We start from the raw sequence: 19950 nt of genomic DNA on the forward strand, positions 1-19950 counted from the left end.
TACCAAACAGTTTTTGGTTATGATGAAGCGAATTTTACTTACAATCCTCGGCATCTGGCTTGGCTACTTCGCTAAGGCCCAAGATGTCCAATTTTCGCAGTTCTATGCTGCGCCCCTGTTTCTTAATCCCGCATTCACGGGCAATACCGAATTGACGCGTATTGGGGCAAATTACAGGAATCAGTGGCCGGGTTTGGACCATTCTTTCAATTCCTACTCCGCCTACATGGACCACTATATGTTTGACATCAATAGCGGCATTGGTTTGATTTTCAATGGAAACAGGGAAAGCAAAGCAAAGCTGAGTACCAATGAAGTCGGACTTACATACTCCTACAGACTGCAGTTGGGATTTGAATCTTTTTTGAGGTTTGGCGGGCAGGCAAGTTTCATCACCCGTGACGCCTATTTTGGGGATCTGGTTTTTGGTTCGCAGCTTGACATCAATCGGGGCGTAATCAATCCAATCAGCGGCGAACTCTTGACGGATGATTACAGGCACTCCTTCATGGACTACAATTTCGGGATGCTTTTCCACAACGAAATCTTGTGGCTCGGCGTGGCCGGTCACCACCTTACCCAACCAAACACCTCCTTCATTGACGGGAACATCAGCAAGCTCCCGATGAAACTTTCCGGCCATGGCGGTATCAAGATTGATTTAGGCGAGGGATTTATTAACAACTATTTCAGCAACTCGCGTCAGGAACGTGCACTGTTTTTAGCGTTCAATTACAAACATCAAAATCCATTCAATCAGCTGGATATCGGGACACAATTCTTTATTCAACCTTTGGTGGTCGGTGTATGGTATCGCGGATTTCCGGTGAAATACAATTTGCCCAACCAAGAGGCATTGATCGGGCTTTTGGGATTGACACTTGAGAGTGGACTGGATATTGGATACAGCTTCGACTTTACGACATCCAAGTTAGGTCTTTCCCAATCCGGTGGCGCACATGAGGTTTCTATTCGCTACTCCTTCCTTTTCGGTGATCCAAACCAGCGCAACAGAAGGAGTACGATTATTCCTTGTTTCAGATTCTAATTGTTTTCCCGTCGGAAGGATGAAATTTTCCAGATTAGGGCAAAATGATTCCGAAGAATTTTCCAACAATGCAGAATTATGCTAACAGGCTAGAAGTTTCATTGCCATCTGTTTAAAGAATCAAAAATTCACAAAATTGCTGACGATTAGGCCCCTGTTATATTGGAAATAATTTTTTCCCCCAACCAATCTTCCGAATTGGAGAATTTGGCTAAAATATCCTGCTTCCAGTCTGTATTTTCCTGAAAACCTGACTCCTGCGACTGCTGCAAACCGGTTTTGGTCAAATACGTTTTGGTTCACATTTTTCCCAAATCCGATTAATATCTCGTCATAAACTGCCAAATATGGCTCCTTATCGTCCAAGGTCGGGCCTTTGAGAGGTAGATCAGCGCGCAGCATGTAGCGCATTCTGTTGCTATATACCCATTCGTCAAATTGGGTGGCATTGGGATCCAAACTCCTGCCTACCCATCTTTGCTCGAGCATCAGACGATGCGAAAGTGCGACCCTCCCGATTGGATTATTGATAAGAAGCATTTGATAGGCCCGATGTTCTGGAAAGCGTATCCCGTTTGACTGGATAGGCTCGGAACCATAGTTATAGGTGTCGGCAAAGGCATAACCTGCTCTGAACGTCCCCTGAGGATGGATTTTATAATTGATTCCTGTCCTGTAGAGATTTTGTTGCGGAGATGCAATCCATTCTGTGCGACGCAGTTGTACTTCACCGTGGATACTCCATTTGTCATCGACTTTGTATGTCATAAAAAGGCCGTACCAACCGATTGCATTTGATTCGCTGGCGCGGTTGTTCTGTGCAAAGGATGAATGCGAGAACGCGAATAGGATGAGGGCAAAGAATACCCTGAAGGCGTGATTTTTCACTGGTGAATTTTTGCCACAAATGTAAGCCTGCCCACCCAACCAAAAGTAATCTAAATCACAAACGGCGCAGTATTTCTTCGGAAGTTGTAATTGTCGCCCCGGCGGCTTGCATTTGTTCGATCGCTTTCACTTCATCGGCAGGATCAAGATTTACCGCGCGGCAGGCGTCTTTCACCAAATGAGTGTCAAATTCCAGCGAAACTGCATCCAAAACGGTGTACTTGACACAAAAATCCGTCGCGAGCCCACAGACAAAAACAGAATCCACGCCTGCCTTTTTCAAAAATTCCCCCATGCCGGTGTTACCTCTTCTTCCGTTGTCAAAAAAACCGGAATAGGAATCCACGTCCCTATCGGTTCCTTTCCTAAAGACACGTTTCCAAGTGTCCCTAACCAAACCAGGATGAAACTCGGCGCCATTCGAGCCTTGGACACAATGTACCGGCCAAAGCACCTGCTGCAGTCCATGCAAATCAATCAACTCTCCCGGCTGTTTTCCTGGGTGGTTTGCGGCAAAGCTACCATGGTCAGCGGGATGCCAATCCTGTGTAACGACGATGAAATCGAAGTGTCGTTGAAGACGATTGATAATCGGTACCACTTTGTCGCCATCCCTGACGGCAAGGGCTCCGCCCGGAATAAAATCATTCTGTACATCAACGATGATCAATGCTTTCATAGGCTTTAAATTAAAAATCAGGACATTCTCCCGGGTTTTCTCCCCTTGAAAAGTATCCTGATTCGTGTTTGGTTTATTTCGCCTTGCTCCTCTCGAAATACTCCAAAGCAATCGGCATTTGTTTGATCAATTCCTCCTTACGTTTGTTTGGACCTGGGTGTGTAGAGAGGAATTCCGGTGGAGCCTCCCCTTCCTTACCCTGATTCATCCTATCCCAAAATCCAGGCGCTTCTCTTGGATCATATCCAGCCAACGCCATGAAATTTAGCCCGAGTTGGTCTGCCTCAAGTTCGTGTTTTCTACTAAACGACAACATTCCAAGTTCGCCACCGGCTCCGAAAGCCTGTAGGAAGATGCTCTGAGTCAGGGTTGGGTTTTGTCCCATCGCTGCTTGGGCAGTTCCCAAAAGTCCATTCATCACCATGGCATTGGACATTCTTTCCCTTCCATGGTGCGCTATCGCGTGCGCGACTTCGTGCCCCATCACCACCGCAATTCCGGTCTCGTCTTTGCAAATTGGGATAATCCCGGTATAGAATGCTACTTTCCCTCCTGGCATGCACCAGGCATTCACGATAGCATCTTGAATCAAGTTGAATTCCCAAGCAAAGCCCTGCATTTCCTTCTCATATCCGTTTTCCTTCATGTATTGGTCCACAGCCGCGGCAATTCTTTTTCCTACCCTTACCACCATCTGACCATCCGGCGTGTTGGTGATTACTTTGTTTTCCTTCAATACTTGATTGTATTGCTGATAGGCCATTGGCAACAGCTCCTCATTGCTTACCAAGGCCAATTGTGACCTTCCGCTCATGGGCACCTTTGCACAGGCATAGATGACCAATCCCAATAGCACGATTGCAAAAATTCTCCGAATCATATACGCTTATTTTTAGCCCGAAATTGCCCAAAAAAGATGCCATTTCAAAAATGAGTTTGGGTTTTTCTTTATCTTCAAGTTTCATAAATAGACAAAACGATGACCGAAGCTGCCAAAAAATACCGCTCACGTATGCTCAATCCCTTTATATTTTGGTGGGCCATGTTTATCAAATTGCCTTCGGCAGTTTTTTGGCGGCTTAAGGTCAAGGAGATCAGCGAGGAAAAATGTGTGGTTACCATTCCCTATTTTTGGCGCAGTCAAAACCCCTTCAAATCCATCTATTTTGCGGCATTGGCCGGGGCAGCCGAATTAAGCACCGGCGCTCTTTGCCAATTTTCCATGGCTGGAAAAGGTCAGTACAGCATGCTTGTGGTCGACTTCAGGGCGGAATACCACAAAAAGGCAAACCAAAAAATCAGCTTCACCTGCAACCAAGGCAAAGAACTATTCGCCCTGATCGATGGGTTGGCTGCAGGACAGACAGGAAGCCTGACAATGGTATCAGAAGGAAAGAATCCTCAAGGTGAAACAGTTGCAAAATTCTACGTCACCTGGTCATTCAAGCGGAAGTCCTGATATTTTGCAGTACAACTTGGAATATCCACGTGCATCGGGGCTGATTTTCAAGCCCATGCTAATTTGAATTCCACTCGCTACTCCGATTATTTCCACAACAAAATTCAATCACAACCATAAAATCATTCAATATTGAAAAGCTGGCCTTTTGCGTAACTTAGGCATGAAGAAGACAGTTTGAGAAAGTATGAAACACGCTTACCCCCAAGTCCTGCTTTTAGTTTTCCGATAGGTGGCTTTTGAGCCTATTGAGGGGCAGGCACCAATTGTACCCCTTCATGTTGTGTTTTGTTTGGTCAAAAGGCTGTTCCGGAAGAACAGCTTTTTTATTTTCAACTATCGCAAAGGAATACACCTTTTTCCTTTAGCAAATCGCCAAATAAGCTCCTTACACATTCGTCAGAGATACCCCCAAAGGTGCATGCCCTCACAGCAATCCTTGGGTGTATTTTGAAACAAAGTTGCATTTGCTCTTGGAATCCCGCGCTCCCCGATCTACTTTTGCAACACAGTTTCAAAAATGACCCTACGACTCTTCCCAATACTACTGCTATTCCTACTTCCATTCCTGACAAGTGGGCAAGTAGATTGCAAATATGTACTTCGGGGAAAAGTCGTCCATTTGGAAAATAATGAGCCGATAGAAGGCGCATTGGTTTGGTTGGTTGAGCATGAAATCAGTGCTGTGACTGACGTGCAGGGCAATTTCCGAATCGGTGGCCTCTGTGCAAAAAAAGATCGGGTAAAAATACAATACATCGGCCATCAAGAGCATCTCGAGCAGATCGAAATCAATGGAAACCTGAGTCTCACTTTTCGATTACAGGCTGAGGATATCGATTTGGAAGGTGTGGATATCCATGGACACCAAGAAGCCTTGATGACAGCCAACACACTAGGCATACTTAGGGGAGATGATTTGAAAGCCTCTCGGGGGGAAAGCTTGGGCGAAACGCTTCGCCGAATACCAGGGGTGACTTCCTACAGCACCGGTTTTACCATCCAAAAACCCGTGATCCATGGCTTGCACAGCAACAGGATACTGATTCTCAACAATGGAGTAAGGTTGGAAGGACAACAATGGGGCGCTGAACACGCACCTGAAATTGACCCTTTTCTCGCGAAAGAAATCACAGTCGTCAAAGGTGCTGAATCCGTGCGTTTTGGACCGGATGCGATGGGAGGCGTAATTCTGGTAAATCCGGCACCTTTGCCTGTTTCCGCTGGACAAAAAGGAGAGGTCGATTTGGTTGGTTTTTCCAACGGTCGCGGTCTTGCAACAGCCGCATATATTTCCGGAGGTTCTGAAAAGATCAGAGGATTAGGCTACCGTGTACAAGGTTCCGGTAGGGTCGCAGGCAATTTGCATACGCCGGAATATATGCTGGACAACACAGGTATTCGGGAATTGAATTTTTCTGGAGCGGTCGGTTACAGCAATGACAGACTTGGCACTGAGGCTTATGTGAGCCATTTTCAAACAAACATAGGCATCTTGGCAGATGCACATACCGGCAACCTTTCTGATTTGGAAAGCATCATTGAAAATGGGAGACCGTTTAGGGAGGCTGATTTCACCTATTCGATCCGAAATCCCCAGCAAAACGTCAGCCATCAAATCCTGAAGTTGAAGGGCCACTTCCACCTCAGTCCTGCTGCGAAAATCAATGTCCAGTATGCTTTTCAAAGAAACAACCGGCAGGAATTTGATAGAAGAAGAGGTGAAAGAAACGAACGGCCATCGCTAGACTTGGAGCTCTTCACCAACACATTGGATGCTTTCATCAGCCATCAGACCAGGAAAAACTGGAGCGGTTCCGCTGGACTTCAAGTTATCCAACAGGCTAATTCAAATATTCCCGGCACTGGCGTAGTGCCTTTGATTCCCAATTATGACATGGTCAATCTGGGGGCCTTTGCAATCCAAAAATTTACCAAAGGGCCATTGGAAGTCGAAGGAGGCCTACGGTACGATAGAAGGTGGCTGGAAACTGCCCGGATTGTCAGAGGTGAATTGCAGGAGAGTGACCTGCGATTCGAGAACTTCTCGGCATTTCTCGGCGGACTGTATGCCCTGTCCAGAAACATTACATTCAATTCCAACTTGGCCTCTGCTTGGCGCGCGCCCAACGTGAACGAACTCTTCAGCCAAGGTCTTCACCACGGGCTTGCAGCTGTAGAGATTGGGAATCCGGATTTGGTTTCCGAAAAATCATTGAAATGGATCAACACGCTTCAATACACTGATAAAAACCTTGTCGTCGAACTTACCGGATACGCGCAGCAAATTCGTGATTACATTTATCTCAGTCCAAGGGACGAGCAATTTGTTTCTCTTAGGGGGACCTTCAATGTCTTCGAATACCTACAGGCGGATGCCCGTTTTTTGGGAACCGATTTGAACCTGAATTGGACATTCATGCCAAAATGGGAGGTGTTTACCCGTGGCTCAATCGTCAGGGCAAAGAATCTTGAGTCAGATACTTACTTTCCCTTTATCCCTTCAGATCGAATCGAATCTGGTTTGGGTTTTCTCCTTCCCCAACATAAACGGAGAAAGGAAAGCCGCATCTCGATCAGTAATCTCCTGGTAGCGGAGCAAACCCGTGTGCCAGACTTTGACTTTGCCCCTACCCCACCCGCCTATAGCCTTTGGAACATTGCCGCACAGACGGGATTTCAGGCCGGCAAAAACAACCTGACACTCGGACTACAGGTCAACAATCTCTTTGACGTTTCTTATCGAGACTACATGAACCGTTTCCGATACTTCTCCCATGAAATCGGGAGGAATATACTCCTGAAAATCAATTTTGAATTTTAAAACCAAATCAACTAATACAATGAAAAAAGCAAATCTAGCCTTTATCCTATTATTGTCATTCACCGCAATGATGGTGTTTTCCTCCTGCAAAAGCGAAGATCCAGAAGAAGAAAACGAAGGTGAAGTAATCACGGAGGTTACCCTGAGATTCACTGAAGTCGATCCAGTGGCAGGCCTTGGTACTCCGTTCGAAGTGAAGGCATCTGATCCGCAAGGCTTGGAAAGTGGTTCTGCACCTACGATCGGTACGATTAATTTGACAAAGGGCAAAACCTATCGTCTGGAAATCAGCCTATTCAACGGAATCGCCAATGAGGACATCACCGAGGAGATTGAAGAAGAAAAAGAAGAACACCAATTCTATTTCCTAGGTACAGCCTTTGTGGGATCACCTGTTGGTGCATACACTTACGGTGACGAGGATGCCAATGGTAATCCTGTCGGACTACTCGGAGCGGTTACGCTTATCCCCACGCCGGGATTCAACAACGCCACTTTCCGGTTGATCCTGAGACACGACTTGGACAAAAATTTCCCTGGCGCAAACAATCCGCACTGGCAGAATTTTACCCAGGCGGGAGGCGAAACGGATCTTGACATCTCATTTCCATTGGTGCTGAACTAACCTAATTCACAAGGGCTGTTTTTATAAAAGACAGCCTTTTTTTAACTTGACAAAAAAAATAAAATGGAAAAGTTTAAGAAACCCTTTCTACTGCTACTTTCTGCGGGAATCATGGCGGCTTGTAGCCAAGAAAAAAAGATCGAAGGAAATCCTGAAATCTATGCCGAAGCCAATGATTACCACCAGAAATCACTAGACCTACGTGAAGAGATTCTTGAGCTCGAAAAGCAGGTAAAGGAAGCTGGCATCGACTATTCAGAGCTAAAGGACCAGCTCAAGACTTGGGATAAGGACATCATTGAGGTGCCGGGCTATGAACATTCCCATGATGACCATGAAGGGCATGACCACGAACATGGTGAGGCACACGAAGGGCACAAGGAGCGAAAATACCATGTCCATAATCCTAGCAAACCTTTCAGTGACGCGGAGCACTTGGACTACCAAAAGGTACTGTATGAAGAAATGGTCCTTATTCACGGGAAATTCAAAAGGCTTTTGACGCCTGAGGTGATGGAAAGCGATAGTGCAAGCACCTCCAAGCAATAAATGAAAAAGGCTGCCCAATCGTTTGGACAGCCTTTTTTATTTCTAGTTTGAAATCCATTAATCTTCCATGAAACACAAGGCAGCTGCTCCGAGCGTACCGGCATTATTCTCCAACGTCGCTTTCATCAAGTTAAGATCTTTCACATAATAAGGTGTCAAATATTGCCTGACTGTCTTGTCCAAGGATGGCATCATGAATTCCAACCCTGCGGAGATCCCCCCTCCAAAATAGACATTTGTCACATCCAAAACTCGGATCGTTGAGACGATGGCTTCACCCAAAATCCTGCCGACTTCCTCAAAAACCATCAGCGATACCTCATTGCCCGCCTTGGCGGTGTCCACCAAAAGGTGCGTTCCCAATTCCTTGTCCCGCAAGTCACCCGCGAGTCTAGGATAGCCTTGGATAAACCGCTCCATGATACGAAGGATTCCGTTTCTGCCGATCAGCTTTTCGAGGCCTTCGTTTCCCCGGGAAAGCATGTGGCCCATTTCCAAAGCATTTCCGCGCGCACCTTTGAATATCTCTCCATCCAACACCAAAGCAGAACCGATGCCTGTCCCCATGGTGATGAACAAAAAGTCGTCAGGCGGATTATTCTTCCCAAATCTGTATTCTCCTATTGCCGCGGCAGCGGCGTCATTTTCGAGGTAAAATGAGATATTTGGATACTTTTCTTTGAGCGCACCTTTGAGATTGAATCCATTCAAGTCGGGAATTGCGGGGATTTCAAGTGTAGTAGTCCTGTTTTTACTGATGAGGCCTGGGAGGCCGATTCCGACCTTTTTCACTTCTGGGTATTTGGCCAAAATACTGCCCATTCCCTCAGTAAAGCGGTTGCTGAAACCCGCCTTATCATCGCGATAGGGAGCGGTATCAATTTTCTCAAAGGAAATAATCTCTCCCTTTTTCGAAACCAAACCAATCTTTAGATGGGTCCCACCGACATCCACACCCAAAAAGTGCTGTTCTCCTTTATCCATGGTTATTATTTAATAGGTTTTGCGCCCTAAAATAAGAAAGAGATTGCATTTACTTTCCATATTGACTACCAAAGTCCTGAAATATTTCAAACACTGCTGGACAAACCAATGTATTCCTGAGCGTTAGATTCAGGATGCCGTGCATGTTTTTTCGATTGGTGTGAGGGTATTCCCTACAGGCTTTTGGTCTTTCAGCATACACCAAACAGGTATTGTCGGCATTCAAAAACGGACAAGGGGATGAATTCAACACATAGTCCCCCACCTCGTCCCGGTGCAGATAGGCATCAATGAACTCGGAAGGTTTCATTCCAAACACCCTGGCGAGGCGCTCTATGTCAGTCTGTAGAAAAATCGGACTGGTCGTTTTGCAGCAGTTCGCACAGGTGAGGCAATCGATCTTTTGAAACTTTTTCTCATGGGCTTCTGCAAATTTCCCATCCAGTTGTTTTCCCTTCAGTAGCTTGAGTTTCGCTACCAACTTCCTGTTTCCGGGATACTCACTGCTGCTTTTTTGCCTAAATAATTCCAAGTCAATCATGGATAAAATCTATTCAGTCTGATATTACATGATGTTCAATCTCAAATATTCTTGGTATTTCTACCAAAATTTACTACCTTATCTAGCCTAAAATCAGACAGTTATGAAATCACATCCCAACGAACTGTTTCTGTATTACAATCCGAGTCATTCGGTGGACAAACAGATGAGGGCTTACGCCAAGGCCGTTTCGAATCATGTCAATGAGATCAATATCGAAAAGGAACCTATCACAAGCACAGGTTGGCAGACGATCCTTGACAAATTACATCTTAGGCCAAAGGACCTTCTCAACCGTGCCCATCCCGACTATCAAAACCTGATAGCTGGGAGGACTTGGGATGACGAAGGATGGCTAAATATCCTGATCCGGAATCCGCACTTGCTCAAGGCACCGATAGCGATCAAGAGAGAACGCGCGGTGCTTTGTCTTACCCCCAACAACCTGTTGGAGTTGGATTAGACAAGCTCGATTCCGTCATCCTTGATAAGAATCATTTTTGCCTTGTACAACTGACCGATCGACTGTTTAAAGTGTTTTTTACTCATTCCCAGCAACTCTTTGATAGACTCAGGGGATGATTTATCGTGAAGGGGCAAAAATTTCCGGACTTTTAAGACTTCCAGGATTTTTTCAGCCCCTTCTTCATATTTCTCTCTTCCCATCGGTGTGAGCTGAATATCCAACTTCCCGTCATCCCTCCTCTTTTTGACATAAGCCTTTACCACATCACCGATTCTTAAAGGCTTGAAAACCTCATTTGCATAAATCAATCCCTCGAAGCTTCCTTCTATCAGCGCCTTGTATCCAAGATCAGTAAGTTCAAAAATCAGCACATCGACCTGGTCACCCGGCTCAAATCCCTGTGTATCCCTGTAAATAAAGTCCTCATACTTATTTGAGCCTATGAGGCGATTGGTACGGAAGTCCATGCAGACCCGCACCAAATGCTTTTGTCCTTCTTCCATGCGACGACCAATCTCGGCATTGGGAACAAAAAGATCCTTTGGCAATCCCCAATCCACAAAAACCCCAAACTTCGTCACCTGCTTTACTTCCATCACGGCAAATTCATCCAATAGCGCCTTGGGCATCTGGGTGACTGCGACGGGACGATCTTCGCTGTCAGTGTATACAAAAACCTCAATCTCCTCTCCCTCCTTTTCATCTCCCCGCAGATATCCCTTAGGTAACAGCACTTCCCCACCTTCCTGCAGCGCAAGATAGGCGCCATTGGGAGAAAACCTCGTGATGACAAGCGAACTGATTTTTCCTAGTTCTTTCATGCGCCAAATGTAGCCAAATTAAGTGATTTGGAGGTTGGAATTGCTTTCAATTCGGTATAGATTTGGCCATCAGAAATCCAAAAAGAGGCAAACGTCGGGTCAATTTTCGCCTTTGCTATTGATCCTCAATCATATAAACCCAAATCTTTATGCAGTACATTTCGGTAATTGGTTCCGGGACAATGGGCAACGGAATCGCACATGTTTTTGCCCAAAACGGATACCAAGTCAGCCTGATTGACATCAATGCCGCAGCATTGGAAAAGGCGATCCAGACCATTTCAAAAAATCTGGACCGTCAGGTCGCCAAAAGCCTTCTGAGCGAACAGCAAAAGGTCGACGCCCTGGGTCGAATCAAAACCTTCACGGTTTTGGCAGAAGGTGTTTCCAATGCGGATCTCGTCGTCGAAGCGGCGACAGAAAACATGTCCATCAAACTAGACCTCTTCAGACAGTTGGATGCAGCTAGTCCAGCGCATGCCATTCTCGCGAGCAATACTTCATCCATCTCCATCACCAAAATCGCGGCGGTAACCAAAAGGCCCGAAAAGGTCATCGGAATGCACTTCATGAACCCCGTACCCGTGATGCGGCTCGTAGAAGTAATTCGAGGGTACGCGACAAGTGATGAGGTCACCAAAACTGTGATGGATCTTTCGCAAAAGCTCGAAAAGGTACCGGTAGAGGTTAATGATTATCCAGGATTCGTTGCCAACAGGATTCTGATGCCGATGATCAACGAGGCGATTTACACGCTTTACGAAGGAGTAGCGGGTGTCACGGAAATCGACACCGTGATGAAACTCGGCATGGCACATCCAATGGGTCCTTTACAACTAGCAGATTTTATAGGCTTGGATGTGTGCCTTTCCATCCTGAGGGTACTGCATGAGGGATTTGGCAATCCAAAATACGCCCCTTGCCCGCTGTTGGTGAATATGGTGGAAGCAGGCTTCAAAGGCGCCAAAACCGGAGAAGGGTTTTACCAATATACCGCGGGAAGCAAGGATTTGGTGGTGTCCCCGCGCTTTGTCAAAAGATAGTGTTATCAATTACACCCAAGTCAAGAAATTAGAGAATCATGCATATTGCGGTATCCGGAAACATCGGAAGTGGAAAAACAACCCTCGCCATCAAGCTTGCCAAGCACTACGGCTGGCAGGCGGAATTGGAAGCCGTGGAAAACAATCCCTACTTGGAGGACTTCTATGAAGACATGAAGCGCTGGTCTTTCCACCTGCAGGTCTTTTTCCTCAACAGCCGATTCAATCAGATCAAGCGCATCCGCGAAAGTGGTCAATCAGTCATCCAAGATAGGACGATTTATGAAGATGCTTACATTTTCGCGGCAAATCTGTATAAATCAAAACTGATCTCCGATCGGGATTACCAAAACTACCTGGCGCTTTTTGATTCGATGATCCATTTTGTGAAAGCGCCGGATTTATTGATTTATCTTAAGGCCGATATCCCAAAACTGGTCGGACAGATCGAAAAGCGTGGAAGGCACTACGAAAACGCAATTCGGATCGACTACCTCAAAAACCTCAATGCCCACTATGAGGACTGGATCGGTGGATACGACAAGGGGAAGCTCCTCATCGTCGATGTCAATCAAATGGACTTTGTGGAATTCCCTGAGGACTTTTCCTCTATCGTACAGCGGGTCGATCGGGAGATTTTTGGGTTGTTTGCGTGAAAATACGAGCCAACAAAGGTCACTGCTGGACTTTCCTTATAAACCAATTTCTTATCCCTGTTCGATATTCCTCTTTGGGATGTAAAAGCAGGTCATCGATTTTTTTGAGCGAGCCGCCGATCATGATGTTTTCGTAAACAGGAATCCGCACCAGTTTAAATCCGTGAAGGCGACTTACTAGATCATACTGCACATCATTGTAGGCGTTCAACTTCCAGCCCGCGGAACCATTGCCAGATAAATCACCTGGGTCCTCACTTTTACCAAAAACCTTAGCTGCAATCGGCGGGCCGTTCCATAAGCGCTCTTGCATGCCAGTTTTCAGACAATCCTTTTCATGATTACGGCAAAGGCGCTTGTAAGCCTCCACCCAAGGAAATGAGAAAATATTATAAATATCTGATTTAAAAGTATTTAACCGATATCGATTGAAGTGGGCTTCATCATCATACACGAATACTTGGCGGCCGATTTTGAAGTCAAATTTCAGTGTATCCAATATTGGGACATCTCCCTTTCCTCCAAGCAAATCGAGGACATCTCGAAGTAGGTTTTGCTCTTTTTCACGAATGTATTGTGCATGAACTTCCACCCTGAATTGGTAGTCCAATTTTAAATTCGCCTCTTGGAGGACTTCAAGAAGATTGTCAACTTTCAGTTGATGCATCAGTAGGTCCTTTTCGGATAATATCCCAAGTATGGTCAGCCAGCAGCTTGACCTCTGCAATAAATTTCGCAAATCTTTTCTTTCTTCCCCACTCTTCCGGCGAAACCATGCTCATAAAGTCCGTTCCGTCCTCCTTTTCATACAAAAAATAATGGTGGTTGATCAGGGGCTCGAAAGAAATGGAGGTGCGGTAGATACGTTCGGAAATCTCCACCCGTTTTTGGATCATTTTTGCTTGCTCCGCCAACAGTTGCATTTGTTGGTAAATCTGACCCATCTGCATTTCGGTTTGGGAATGCATCGCCGCCACGGCCCTTCCTGTGATTTTACCCTTATCCTCCGGCTTGATGATACCGCTTCCAGCATGGTGGGCATAGGGCAAAAGCCCGGGCTGATCGGTGGTTTTTTCCTTCATCCGATCCAAGTCAATGCTTTCAATGTCGATTTTTATTGGTTTCATTTGACTGGAATGGAATCAGAAGGTGCTATTCTTTCTTTCAAATTTCCTTTTGAACCAGGAAAGGTGGTCCTTCTGGATATATCCAGCCCGATGAGGACCATGCCCAAAAGGAATACGATCGCCAAAATCAAAAAGATGACTTTATTCTTTTTCATACAGCTATAACTGATCGATCAGCCAGTTGTTTGTGGGTGTAAAAATAGCGAATCCGTAACTTTCAGAAAGACATCTTGTGGCAAATCTGCCTTTACTTCAAACAGTGAAACTGCCATGCAAAGAATGATTTCAAAAAAAACTCGTGAAACAAAAGAATATTCCTTTGAAATACATAAATTTGAATGTTATATACATTATTCAGATATTTAACACTTTATGTATCAGCTAATTAGCCCACAAACAATTTTTCAGTATTTTGGAGACGATGACAAGGAGATGTTGGAGGAAATGATTCAGATTATTTTGGACACGAATCTTCAAGAGCTGAAGCACATGGAATCTCTCTATGACACGTCAGATTGGGCTACTATCAAGAAAAAGTGCCACAAGGCAAAACCAAGCCTCAGTTATATCGGTGCCATTCAGACAAGGAAATTGTTGGAAACTATTGAAGGAGACCTGGAAAATTCATTCGGTCATTACCAGGAATTGACCCGCGAGATCGGAATCATTGAAAACGAGCTCCGTTCGTTCCTTGCCTCCATCTGAACCTACATCATTTTTTAACCTCTCTACATTTTTATATTTTACTTCCGCAATCATCGGCCAAATTTGTTCCCAAGAATCAAGACAAACCTTATGAAGAGAATCTGGATACTTCACATCCTTTTGTTTGCAGTTTCTATTACGGCAAACTCCCAACAACTCAGTGTGGAGAAAATCATGCGGGACCCAAAATGGATGGGTACTTTTCCGACTGATATTCAGTGGGATGACAAGGGTCAGACGATTTACTTCAGATACAATCCCGATCGGAATCCAGCGGACTCGCTGTATAAAATCTCGTTGCAAAATCCTAGCGATATCCAAAAAGTCAGCCTTACCGAACAGCGGTCGCTGACGCCTAGGAACGCACGTTATAATCATGCAAAAACGAAAAGGATCTATTCCCAAAATGGTGAGTTAATGATCCTGGACCTTGTTACGGGCAACAAGCAAAGTGTGCTGAAGTGGGGCGAGAGAATCGGAAACCCCAATTTTTTGGCCAATGAAAATCGAGTTTCCTTAGAGTCAGGCAACAATCTCTACGTCCTTGATATCCAATCCGGAAAGCTCCAACGTCTCACACGAATCCAATCTGGAAACAAAACCAGCGACAAAGAAGATAGGGCGGCTGACCGCGAAAAATGGTTGAAAGAAGACAACCTTGCCTTGCTTTCGGTAATCAACGAACGCGAGCAAAAAGAAGCTAAATCGAAGGCTTATCAAGAAGCAACACGGGAAAAAGAGCCGTATTCATTCTATATAGGATCCAAGGCTATTTCAAATCTACAGCTTTCACCGGATGAAAATTTCGCGACAATATTGTTATTCACCCGGGCGGAAAACAAATCCACAATCGTCCCTGACTACGTCGACGCCTCAGGATACACTGTCAACCTGCCCACCCGAAGCAAAGTTGGAGACAACCCTCCCACGCTTGAATTGGCGGTATATGACCTGAAGAAGGACACAGCCTATATGGTAGGAGTAGCGGACCTGCCGGGGATTACCGACCTACCAGATTATGTGAAAGACTATCCGGAAAAAACCTGGGAACCGAAGGAGCGAAAAGTGACATTTGGCGCGCCTGTATTTTCCAGAGACGGAAAATATGCCGTGGTCAACATCCGTGCGATTGACAATAAGGATCGTTGGATTGCACTGATAGACTTGGCTGAGGGCAGATTGAAATCCCTTGACAGGCAGCGGGACGAGGCTTGGGTAGCCGGACCTGGAATTGGTGGTTTTGGCGGAGGCACTTTGGGATGGCTTCCTGACAACAAGCATGTTTATTTCCAGTCTGAGCAATCCGGATACTCCCATTTGTACATTCTCAACGTCGAAACGGGTGAAAAGAAAGCCCTCACCGCAGGGAAATTTGAAGTCTTTGACCCGTTTATCTCGAAGAATGGGAAATACTGGTACCTAACGACTTCAGAGGTACATCCCGGTGAAAGGCATTTTTATATGATGCCATTGATGGGTGGGAAAATGGAAAAACTCACCACGATGACGGGCAACAATGAAGTAAGTCTTTCACCTGATGAGAAAAACCTGGCGATTCTATATTCCTACAGCAACAAGCCTTGGGAGCTTTTCATCCAAGCAAACACACCCAAATCCCAGCCCAAACAAATCACATTTGGTCAAAGCGAGGAATTCAAGGCCTATCCATGGCGCGATCCGGCTTTGGTGACTTTCAAGGCAGCTGACGGGGCTGATGTCCCGGCCAGGCTCTACACCCCCGATCCTGCAAAGAAAAACGGCGCGGCAGTAGTTTTTGTCCACGGTGCCGGGTACCTGCAAAACGTGCACAAATGGTGGTCAAGCTATTTCCGTGAATACATGTTCCACAACCTGTTGGCCGATATGGGCTACACCGTCCTCGATATCGACTACCGTGGCAGCGCGGGATACGGAAGGGATTGGAGAACGGGAATCTATAGGCATATGGGTGGAAAAGACCTTTCAGACCAGGTCGATGGAGCGAAGTTTCTTGTCCAAAATCACGGCGTCAATCCGGGCAAAGTCGGCATTTACGGGGGCAGTTACGGTGGATTTATTACCCTGATGGCATTATTTACCGCTTCGGATACCTTCAAGTCCGGTGCCGCACTGCGTTCTGTGACGGATTGGGCACATTACAACCACGGGTATACTTCCAACATTCTCAACGAGCCATTCAATGACCCAATTGCCTATCGAAGGTCCTCTCCGATTTATTTTGCAGAAGGATTGAAGGGAAATCTTTTGATCGCACATGGAATGGTGGATGTCAATGTGCATTTTCAGGATGTTGTTCGGCTCGCGCAGCGACTTATCGAATTGGAAAAAGACAATTGGGAAATGGCAATTTATCCAGTTGAGGACCATGGATTTGTGGAGCCTAGCAGCTGGACAGACGAGTACAAAAGGATCCTCAAACTCTTCAACGATACGCTTTTGAAATAACATGAGAAAAGCCCTCTTCCTAAAGTTCACAGCGGTATTCCTTCTTCTGTCGCTTTCCTTTTGTACCGTACAAAAGGACCCCCAAGAAGCGAATCGCGGCCTTATTACCGAGAAGGGAATGGTGGTATCCGCCCGTATCGAGGCTTCTCAAATAGGCATGGAAATCATGCAAAAAGGTGGAAATGCCTTCGACGCGATGGTCGCAACCGAATTGGCCTTGGCGGTTGCATTCCCTTTTGCGGGAAATATCGGAGGAGGCGGATTCATGGTTTACCGTCAAGCCGATGGCTCGATCGGATCATTGGATTACCGGGAAAAGGCCCCATTCGCTGCACATCGCGACATGTACTTGGATGAGGAAGGAAACGTGGTTCCGGAATTAAGCACACTCGGAGCGCTTGCGGTGGGTGTGCCAGGAACTGTAGCTGGCATTTTTGCGGTTCATGAAAAATTTGGAAGTATTCCATTTGCCGATATCATCGATCCGGTGATCAAACTGGCAGAGAAAGGAGTCGTCGTCACGGAGAATCAGGCACGCAGTTTCGCCAACAGCCGTCCAGCGATCATCAAAGTCAACGGTCCGGAATCGACATTTGCAAGGGAATTTCAAGCCGGCGACACGATCAAATACCCTGCATTTGCAGAGACGCTGAGACGTATTGCCTCCAACGGAAAAGATGAGTTTTACAGAGGCCAAACCGCCCAAGCATTGGTTAGTTTTCTCGCAGAAAAAGGCGGCATCATCACGATGGAGGATTTGGCGCAATACGAGGCCAAATGGAGGGAACCAATCATATTCAACTACAAAGGCCATAGGGTCATATCTATGGCGCCACCAAGCAGTGGCGGTGTCACCTTGGCCCAGATACTGGGTATGCTCGAGCGATTTGATCTGAGTTCGATGGGACACAATTCGCCAGAATATGTCCAGGTGCTGACAGAAGCCGAACGCCGGGCCTATGCCGACCGAAATTACTTTTTGGGCGATCCCGATTTTGTGGAAATCCCGGTTTCCGACTTGATCTCAAACGAATACCTCCAGGAAAGAATGTCTACTTTCAATCCAGATAAGGCTACTCTTTCCTCGGAAGTCTCCGCAGGCAATATCCAATTTGTCGAAAGCGACGAAACGACCCACTACTCCATCGTGGACCCATTTGGCAATGCCGTCTCTGTGACAACGACTCTCAACGGAGCCTTTGGATCCAAATTGTACAGCGAGGAATTGGGCTTTTTCCTGAACAACGAGATGGATGATTTCAGCGCAAAAGCAGGCGTGCCCAACATGTTCGGGTTGATCGGCGCCGAGGCAAACAGTATCGCACCAGGGAAACGCATGCTAAGCTCCATGACACCGACGATTGTGGAAAAAGACGAAAAACTATTTATGGTTGTTGGAACGCCCGGCGGGTCGACGATCATCACTTCGGTGCTACAAACAATCCTGAACGTCATCGAATTTGATATGACCATGCAGGAAGCGGTCAATGCCCCAAGATTCCACCACCAATGGCTACCTGACCTGATTAATTTTGAACCGGAGGGATTTTCTCCCGAGGTATTGGCAGCATTGAAGTCCAAGGGTTACCTCATCAATGAAGGCAACAGCCCCATCATAGGAAAAGTCGACGCTATCCTGTTGCTTCCAAATGGCCGAATGGAAGGAGGCGCGGATCGTCGTGGGGACGACAAGGCGGCCGGTTATTAGCTTCCCTTGTACTGCTCGAGGTACTTTCTAAAACTCCTCATCACCCATAGGTGGATTTTGGCCTGTGTGAGGATATAGACAAACCAAGGCAGCCTGGGTACAAACTCGTGGATCGCCGAAATCACGTATTTCCCACCCAATACTTCCCTGAACTCCAGCCATCCATAATCGAAGCGTTTGACAAGCCAACCGCCTGAAATGTAAAAAAGCTGTCTCTTAATGTCGCTGCGGTCCGGAATCCAGGTGAGTTGGAGCATGGGCTTTTTCCCATAGGCAAGAAAGAACCCCAAGTCTCCCCTACTGTTTTCCTCAGCCCTTATCAAAAACCGGAAAAAGGTCGGCAGCCAAACTTTGTACCTATTGGCGATCCATAGTGCGCTTTGGTGGCGGGTATTGGGAAGTCTTTGGATGCTGCGGACGGTATTCTGAATGCGCTCGTTCTTTTTGAATCTCGGAAGCTTTGGGATGTCGTTTTCGAATGCCAAGGCATACCGCACGCTCTCAGAATAGCTATCATAAGCGATTTCTTTCAAGTCAAACCGATACTTCGCGGCGACAAGCATGTCGTGTTTGAGGCTTTCGATCAGCGGTGCGACCAACTTTGCCGGACTTTCTCCAAAATAGCCAACCCAAAGCTTCGAAAAACCGACGCTCAGGAAGGGCACTGAAAATATGAAGCGCTTTTTCCCCAACACATCCGCGGTTTGCTGTAACATGGATTTGTAAGTGAGCACCTCGGGGCTACCGATTTCATAGATTTTTCCAAATGCTCTTGGATTCCCAAGGCAACATTGGAGTATGTCAAGGGTGTTTTGAAGTGAAATGGCTTGGGTTTTTGAGCCTGTCCAACTTGGACAGACCATGATGGGCAACTTTTGGACAAGCTTTTGGATCATGCTGAACGAAGAGCCACCCGGACCAACGATTATTCCCGCACGTACTGCGGTCATTGGCACTGATCTGCTTCCCAGGGTTTTTTCGACCTCCAATCTTGAACGCAAGTGGGCCGAAAGATCCTCCTCTTTCTTGCCTTCAGGAATGATGCCTCCCAGATAAATGATTTGCTTCAGTTGGTTGATTTCGGCTGCCCGGACAAAATTGTCTGCGAGCAATAGGTCTGTATCCTCAAAACTTCCTTGGTTGAGACGGGTAGTGGCGCCCATCGAATGGATCAGGTACAGCGCAAAATCCACCCCTTGCAGCGCCTCCGAGGTTGAGGTGATCGAAAACATCTCCACCTTTCTCCACTCTACCTCGCTGTCAACCGACACCGCCACATCCGAACGGCTAAGCGCAACGATACGGTAGCGGTCCTTGAACCGATCGATGAACCATCGGCCTACATATCCCCCGGCACCCGCTATGGCTACAGTCGGCTTCAA

General features: G+C 46.4%; 21 protein-coding genes. 11 read left to right on the forward strand and 10 right to left on the reverse strand.

The genetic code is table 11. The features are described 5' to 3' along the window. The first annotated feature begins 22 nt into the window (after window positions 1-22). Window positions 23-1048, forward strand: a complete 1026-nt coding sequence (locus tag L0U89_RS13705; protein ID WP_439651569.1) for a PorP/SprF family type IX secretion system membrane protein — start codon at window positions 23-25, stop codon at window positions 1046-1048. 120 nt (window positions 1049-1168) lie between these two features. On the opposite strand, the gene L0U89_RS13710 is transcribed toward L0U89_RS13705, so the two are convergent. From L0U89_RS13710 to L0U89_RS13720, 3 genes are all read right to left on the reverse strand, one after another. Beyond that, a complete protein-coding gene (locus tag L0U89_RS13710) occupies window positions 1169-1936 on the reverse strand; it encodes a DUF2490 domain-containing protein (protein WP_234862040.1) in 768 nt (255 codons plus the stop codon). Between the two features lie 55 nt (window positions 1937-1991). Continuing rightward, complete coding sequence (pncA, locus tag L0U89_RS13715) at window positions 1992-2615, reverse strand: bifunctional nicotinamidase/pyrazinamidase (RefSeq protein ID WP_234862041.1); 624 nt, start codon at window positions 2613-2615, stop codon at window positions 1992-1994. Between the two features lie 73 nt (window positions 2616-2688). Continuing rightward, complete coding sequence (locus L0U89_RS13720) at window positions 2689-3495, reverse strand: M48 family metallopeptidase (RefSeq protein WP_234862042.1); 807 nt, start codon at window positions 3493-3495, stop codon at window positions 2689-2691. Between the two features lie 99 nt (window positions 3496-3594). Here L0U89_RS13720 and L0U89_RS13725 point away from each other — a divergent pair, with 99 nt between their 5' ends. From L0U89_RS13725 to L0U89_RS13740, 4 genes are all read left to right on the forward strand, one after another. Further along, window positions 3595-4074: a DUF4442 domain-containing protein gene (locus tag L0U89_RS13725; protein ID WP_008630478.1), complete on the forward strand. Its 480-nt coding sequence runs from the start codon at window positions 3595-3597 to the stop codon at window positions 4072-4074. 520 nt (window positions 4075-4594) lie between these two features. Beyond that, complete coding sequence (locus L0U89_RS13730; RefSeq protein WP_234862043.1) at window positions 4595-6898, forward strand: TonB-dependent receptor; 2304 nt, start codon at window positions 4595-4597, stop codon at window positions 6896-6898. A 19-nt stretch (window positions 6899-6917) separates the two neighbouring features. Continuing rightward, a complete protein-coding gene (locus tag L0U89_RS13735; protein WP_008630475.1) occupies window positions 6918-7523 on the forward strand; it encodes a hypothetical protein in 606 nt (201 codons plus the stop codon). 63 nt (window positions 7524-7586) lie between these two features. Continuing rightward, window positions 7587-8072 carry a hypothetical protein gene (locus tag L0U89_RS13740; RefSeq protein WP_234862044.1) on the forward strand — a complete coding sequence of 162 codons (486 nt, stop codon included), beginning with the start codon at window positions 7587-7589 and terminating at the stop codon, window positions 8070-8072. Window positions 8073-8129: 57 nt separating this feature from the next. On the opposite strand, the gene L0U89_RS13745 is transcribed toward L0U89_RS13740, so the two are convergent. Both L0U89_RS13745 and L0U89_RS13750 read right to left on the reverse strand, forming a co-directional pair. Then, entirely contained in the window at window positions 8130-9056 is a 927-nt protein-coding gene (locus L0U89_RS13745) for an ROK family protein (protein ID WP_234862045.1), read from the reverse strand. Window positions 9057-9105: 49 nt separating this feature from the next. Then, window positions 9106-9597: a YkgJ family cysteine cluster protein gene (locus L0U89_RS13750; protein WP_008630472.1), complete on the reverse strand. Its 492-nt coding sequence runs from the start codon at window positions 9595-9597 to the stop codon at window positions 9106-9108. Between the two features lie 103 nt (window positions 9598-9700). Here L0U89_RS13750 and L0U89_RS13755 point away from each other — a divergent pair, with 103 nt between their 5' ends. Further along, window positions 9701-10060, forward strand: coding sequence for an arsenate reductase family protein (locus L0U89_RS13755; RefSeq protein ID WP_234862046.1), 360 nt, complete (start codon window positions 9701-9703; stop codon window positions 10058-10060). Here L0U89_RS13755 and L0U89_RS13760 read toward each other — a convergent pair. Further along, entirely contained in the window at window positions 10057-10884 is an 828-nt protein-coding gene (locus L0U89_RS13760; RefSeq protein ID WP_234862047.1) for a CvfB family protein, read from the reverse strand. The genes L0U89_RS13755 and L0U89_RS13760 overlap by 4 nt on opposite strands. Before the next feature lie 149 nt (window positions 10885-11033). Between L0U89_RS13760 and L0U89_RS13765 the strand changes: the two genes are divergently transcribed. Together L0U89_RS13765 and L0U89_RS13770 are read left to right on the forward strand one after the other, a co-directional pair. Further along, window positions 11034-11927: a 3-hydroxybutyryl-CoA dehydrogenase gene (locus L0U89_RS13765; protein WP_234862048.1), complete on the forward strand. Its 894-nt coding sequence runs from the start codon at window positions 11034-11036 to the stop codon at window positions 11925-11927. Window positions 11928-11965: 38 nt separating this feature from the next. Further along, window positions 11966-12583, forward strand: coding sequence for a deoxynucleoside kinase (locus tag L0U89_RS13770; RefSeq protein ID WP_234862049.1), 618 nt, complete (start codon window positions 11966-11968; stop codon window positions 12581-12583). Window positions 12584-12602: 19 nt separating this feature from the next. Here the strand turns inward: L0U89_RS13770 and L0U89_RS13775 are convergent, their stop codons facing one another. The 3 genes from L0U89_RS13775 to L0U89_RS13785 are packed head-to-tail and all read right to left on the reverse strand — an operon-like array spanning window position 12603 to window position 13865. Then, window positions 12603-13250 (reverse strand): DUF7255 family protein, encoded by a 648-nt coding sequence (locus L0U89_RS13775; protein WP_234862050.1) that lies wholly within the window; start codon window positions 13248-13250, stop codon window positions 12603-12605. Further along, window positions 13231-13710 (reverse strand): DUF2452 domain-containing protein, encoded by a 480-nt coding sequence (locus tag L0U89_RS13780; protein ID WP_234862051.1) that lies wholly within the window; start codon window positions 13708-13710, stop codon window positions 13231-13233. The genes L0U89_RS13775 and L0U89_RS13780 overlap by 20 nt, the downstream gene beginning before the upstream one ends. Beyond that, entirely contained in the window at window positions 13707-13865 is a 159-nt protein-coding gene (locus L0U89_RS13785) for a hypothetical protein (protein WP_008630465.1), read from the reverse strand. The genes L0U89_RS13780 and L0U89_RS13785 overlap by 4 nt, the downstream gene beginning before the upstream one ends. Before the next feature lie 217 nt (window positions 13866-14082). On the opposite strand from L0U89_RS13785, the gene L0U89_RS13790 reads away from it, so the two are divergent. The 3 genes from L0U89_RS13790 (at window position 14083) to ggt (ending at window position 18568) form a co-directional block, all read left to right on the forward strand. Continuing rightward, the gene (locus tag L0U89_RS13790; protein ID WP_234862052.1) at window positions 14083-14415 is read left to right on the forward strand and encodes an Hpt domain-containing protein; all 333 of its coding nucleotides are present in this window, start codon (window positions 14083-14085) and stop codon (window positions 14413-14415) included. 90 nt (window positions 14416-14505) lie between these two features. Further along, entirely contained in the window at window positions 14506-16860 is a 2355-nt protein-coding gene (locus L0U89_RS13795; RefSeq protein ID WP_234862053.1) for a S9 family peptidase, read from the forward strand. A 1-nt stretch (window position 16861) separates the two neighbouring features. After that, the gene (ggt, locus tag L0U89_RS13800; protein WP_234862054.1) at window positions 16862-18568 is read left to right on the forward strand and encodes a gamma-glutamyltransferase; all 1707 of its coding nucleotides are present in this window, start codon (window positions 16862-16864) and stop codon (window positions 18566-18568) included. Here the strand turns inward: ggt and L0U89_RS13805 are convergent. After that, complete coding sequence (locus L0U89_RS13805; RefSeq protein ID WP_234862055.1) at window positions 18565-19950, reverse strand: Rossmann-fold NAD(P)-binding domain-containing protein; 1386 nt, start codon at window positions 19948-19950, stop codon at window positions 18565-18567. The two genes, ggt and L0U89_RS13805, sit on opposite strands and share 4 nt — an antisense overlap.

Source organism: Mariniradius sediminis (assembly GCF_021491425.1).
In the GTDB taxonomy this organism is placed as follows: Bacteria; Bacteroidota; Bacteroidia; order Cytophagales; family Cyclobacteriaceae; genus Mariniradius; species Mariniradius saccharolyticus.

Bases quoted from the DNA above. Each gene is read 5' to 3' on its own strand.
- L0U89_RS13705 (WP_439651569.1), top strand. From the start codon at position 23: ATGAAGCGAATTTTACTTACAATCCTCGGCATCTGGCTTGGCTACTTC.
- pncA (WP_234862041.1), bottom strand. From the start codon at position 2,615: ATGAAAGCATTGATCATCGTTGATGTACAGAATGATTTTATTCCGGGC.
- L0U89_RS13720 (WP_234862042.1), bottom strand. From the start codon at position 3,495: ATGATTCGGAGAATTTTTGCAATCGTGCTATTGGGATTGGTCATCTAT.
- L0U89_RS13725 (WP_008630478.1), top strand. From the start codon at position 3,595: ATGACCGAAGCTGCCAAAAAATACCGCTCACGTATGCTCAATCCCTTT.
- L0U89_RS13730 (WP_234862043.1), top strand. From the start codon at position 4,595: ATGACCCTACGACTCTTCCCAATACTACTGCTATTCCTACTTCCATTC.
- L0U89_RS13735 (WP_008630475.1), top strand. From the start codon at position 6,918: ATGAAAAAAGCAAATCTAGCCTTTATCCTATTATTGTCATTCACCGCA.
- L0U89_RS13740 (WP_234862044.1), top strand. From the start codon at position 7,587: ATGGAAAAGTTTAAGAAACCCTTTCTACTGCTACTTTCTGCGGGAATC.
- L0U89_RS13745 (WP_234862045.1), bottom strand. From the start codon at position 9,056: ATGGATAAAGGAGAACAGCACTTTTTGGGTGTGGATGTCGGTGGGACC.
- L0U89_RS13750 (WP_008630472.1), bottom strand. From the start codon at position 9,597: ATGATTGACTTGGAATTATTTAGGCAAAAAAGCAGCAGTGAGTATCCC.
- L0U89_RS13755 (WP_234862046.1), top strand. From the start codon at position 9,701: ATGAAATCACATCCCAACGAACTGTTTCTGTATTACAATCCGAGTCAT.
- L0U89_RS13760 (WP_234862047.1), bottom strand. From the start codon at position 10,884: ATGAAAGAACTAGGAAAAATCAGTTCGCTTGTCATCACGAGGTTTTCT.
- L0U89_RS13765 (WP_234862048.1), top strand. From the start codon at position 11,034: ATGCAGTACATTTCGGTAATTGGTTCCGGGACAATGGGCAACGGAATC.
- L0U89_RS13770 (WP_234862049.1), top strand. From the start codon at position 11,966: ATGCATATTGCGGTATCCGGAAACATCGGAAGTGGAAAAACAACCCTC.
- L0U89_RS13775 (WP_234862050.1), bottom strand. From the start codon at position 13,250: ATGCATCAACTGAAAGTTGACAATCTTCTTGAAGTCCTCCAAGAGGCG.
- L0U89_RS13780 (WP_234862051.1), bottom strand. From the start codon at position 13,710: ATGAAACCAATAAAAATCGACATTGAAAGCATTGACTTGGATCGGATG.
- L0U89_RS13785 (WP_008630465.1), bottom strand. From the start codon at position 13,865: ATGAAAAAGAATAAAGTCATCTTTTTGATTTTGGCGATCGTATTCCTT.
- L0U89_RS13790 (WP_234862052.1), top strand. From the start codon at position 14,083: ATGTATCAGCTAATTAGCCCACAAACAATTTTTCAGTATTTTGGAGAC.
- L0U89_RS13795 (WP_234862053.1), top strand. From the start codon at position 14,506: ATGAAGAGAATCTGGATACTTCACATCCTTTTGTTTGCAGTTTCTATT.
- ggt (WP_234862054.1), top strand. From the start codon at position 16,862: ATGAGAAAAGCCCTCTTCCTAAAGTTCACAGCGGTATTCCTTCTTCTG.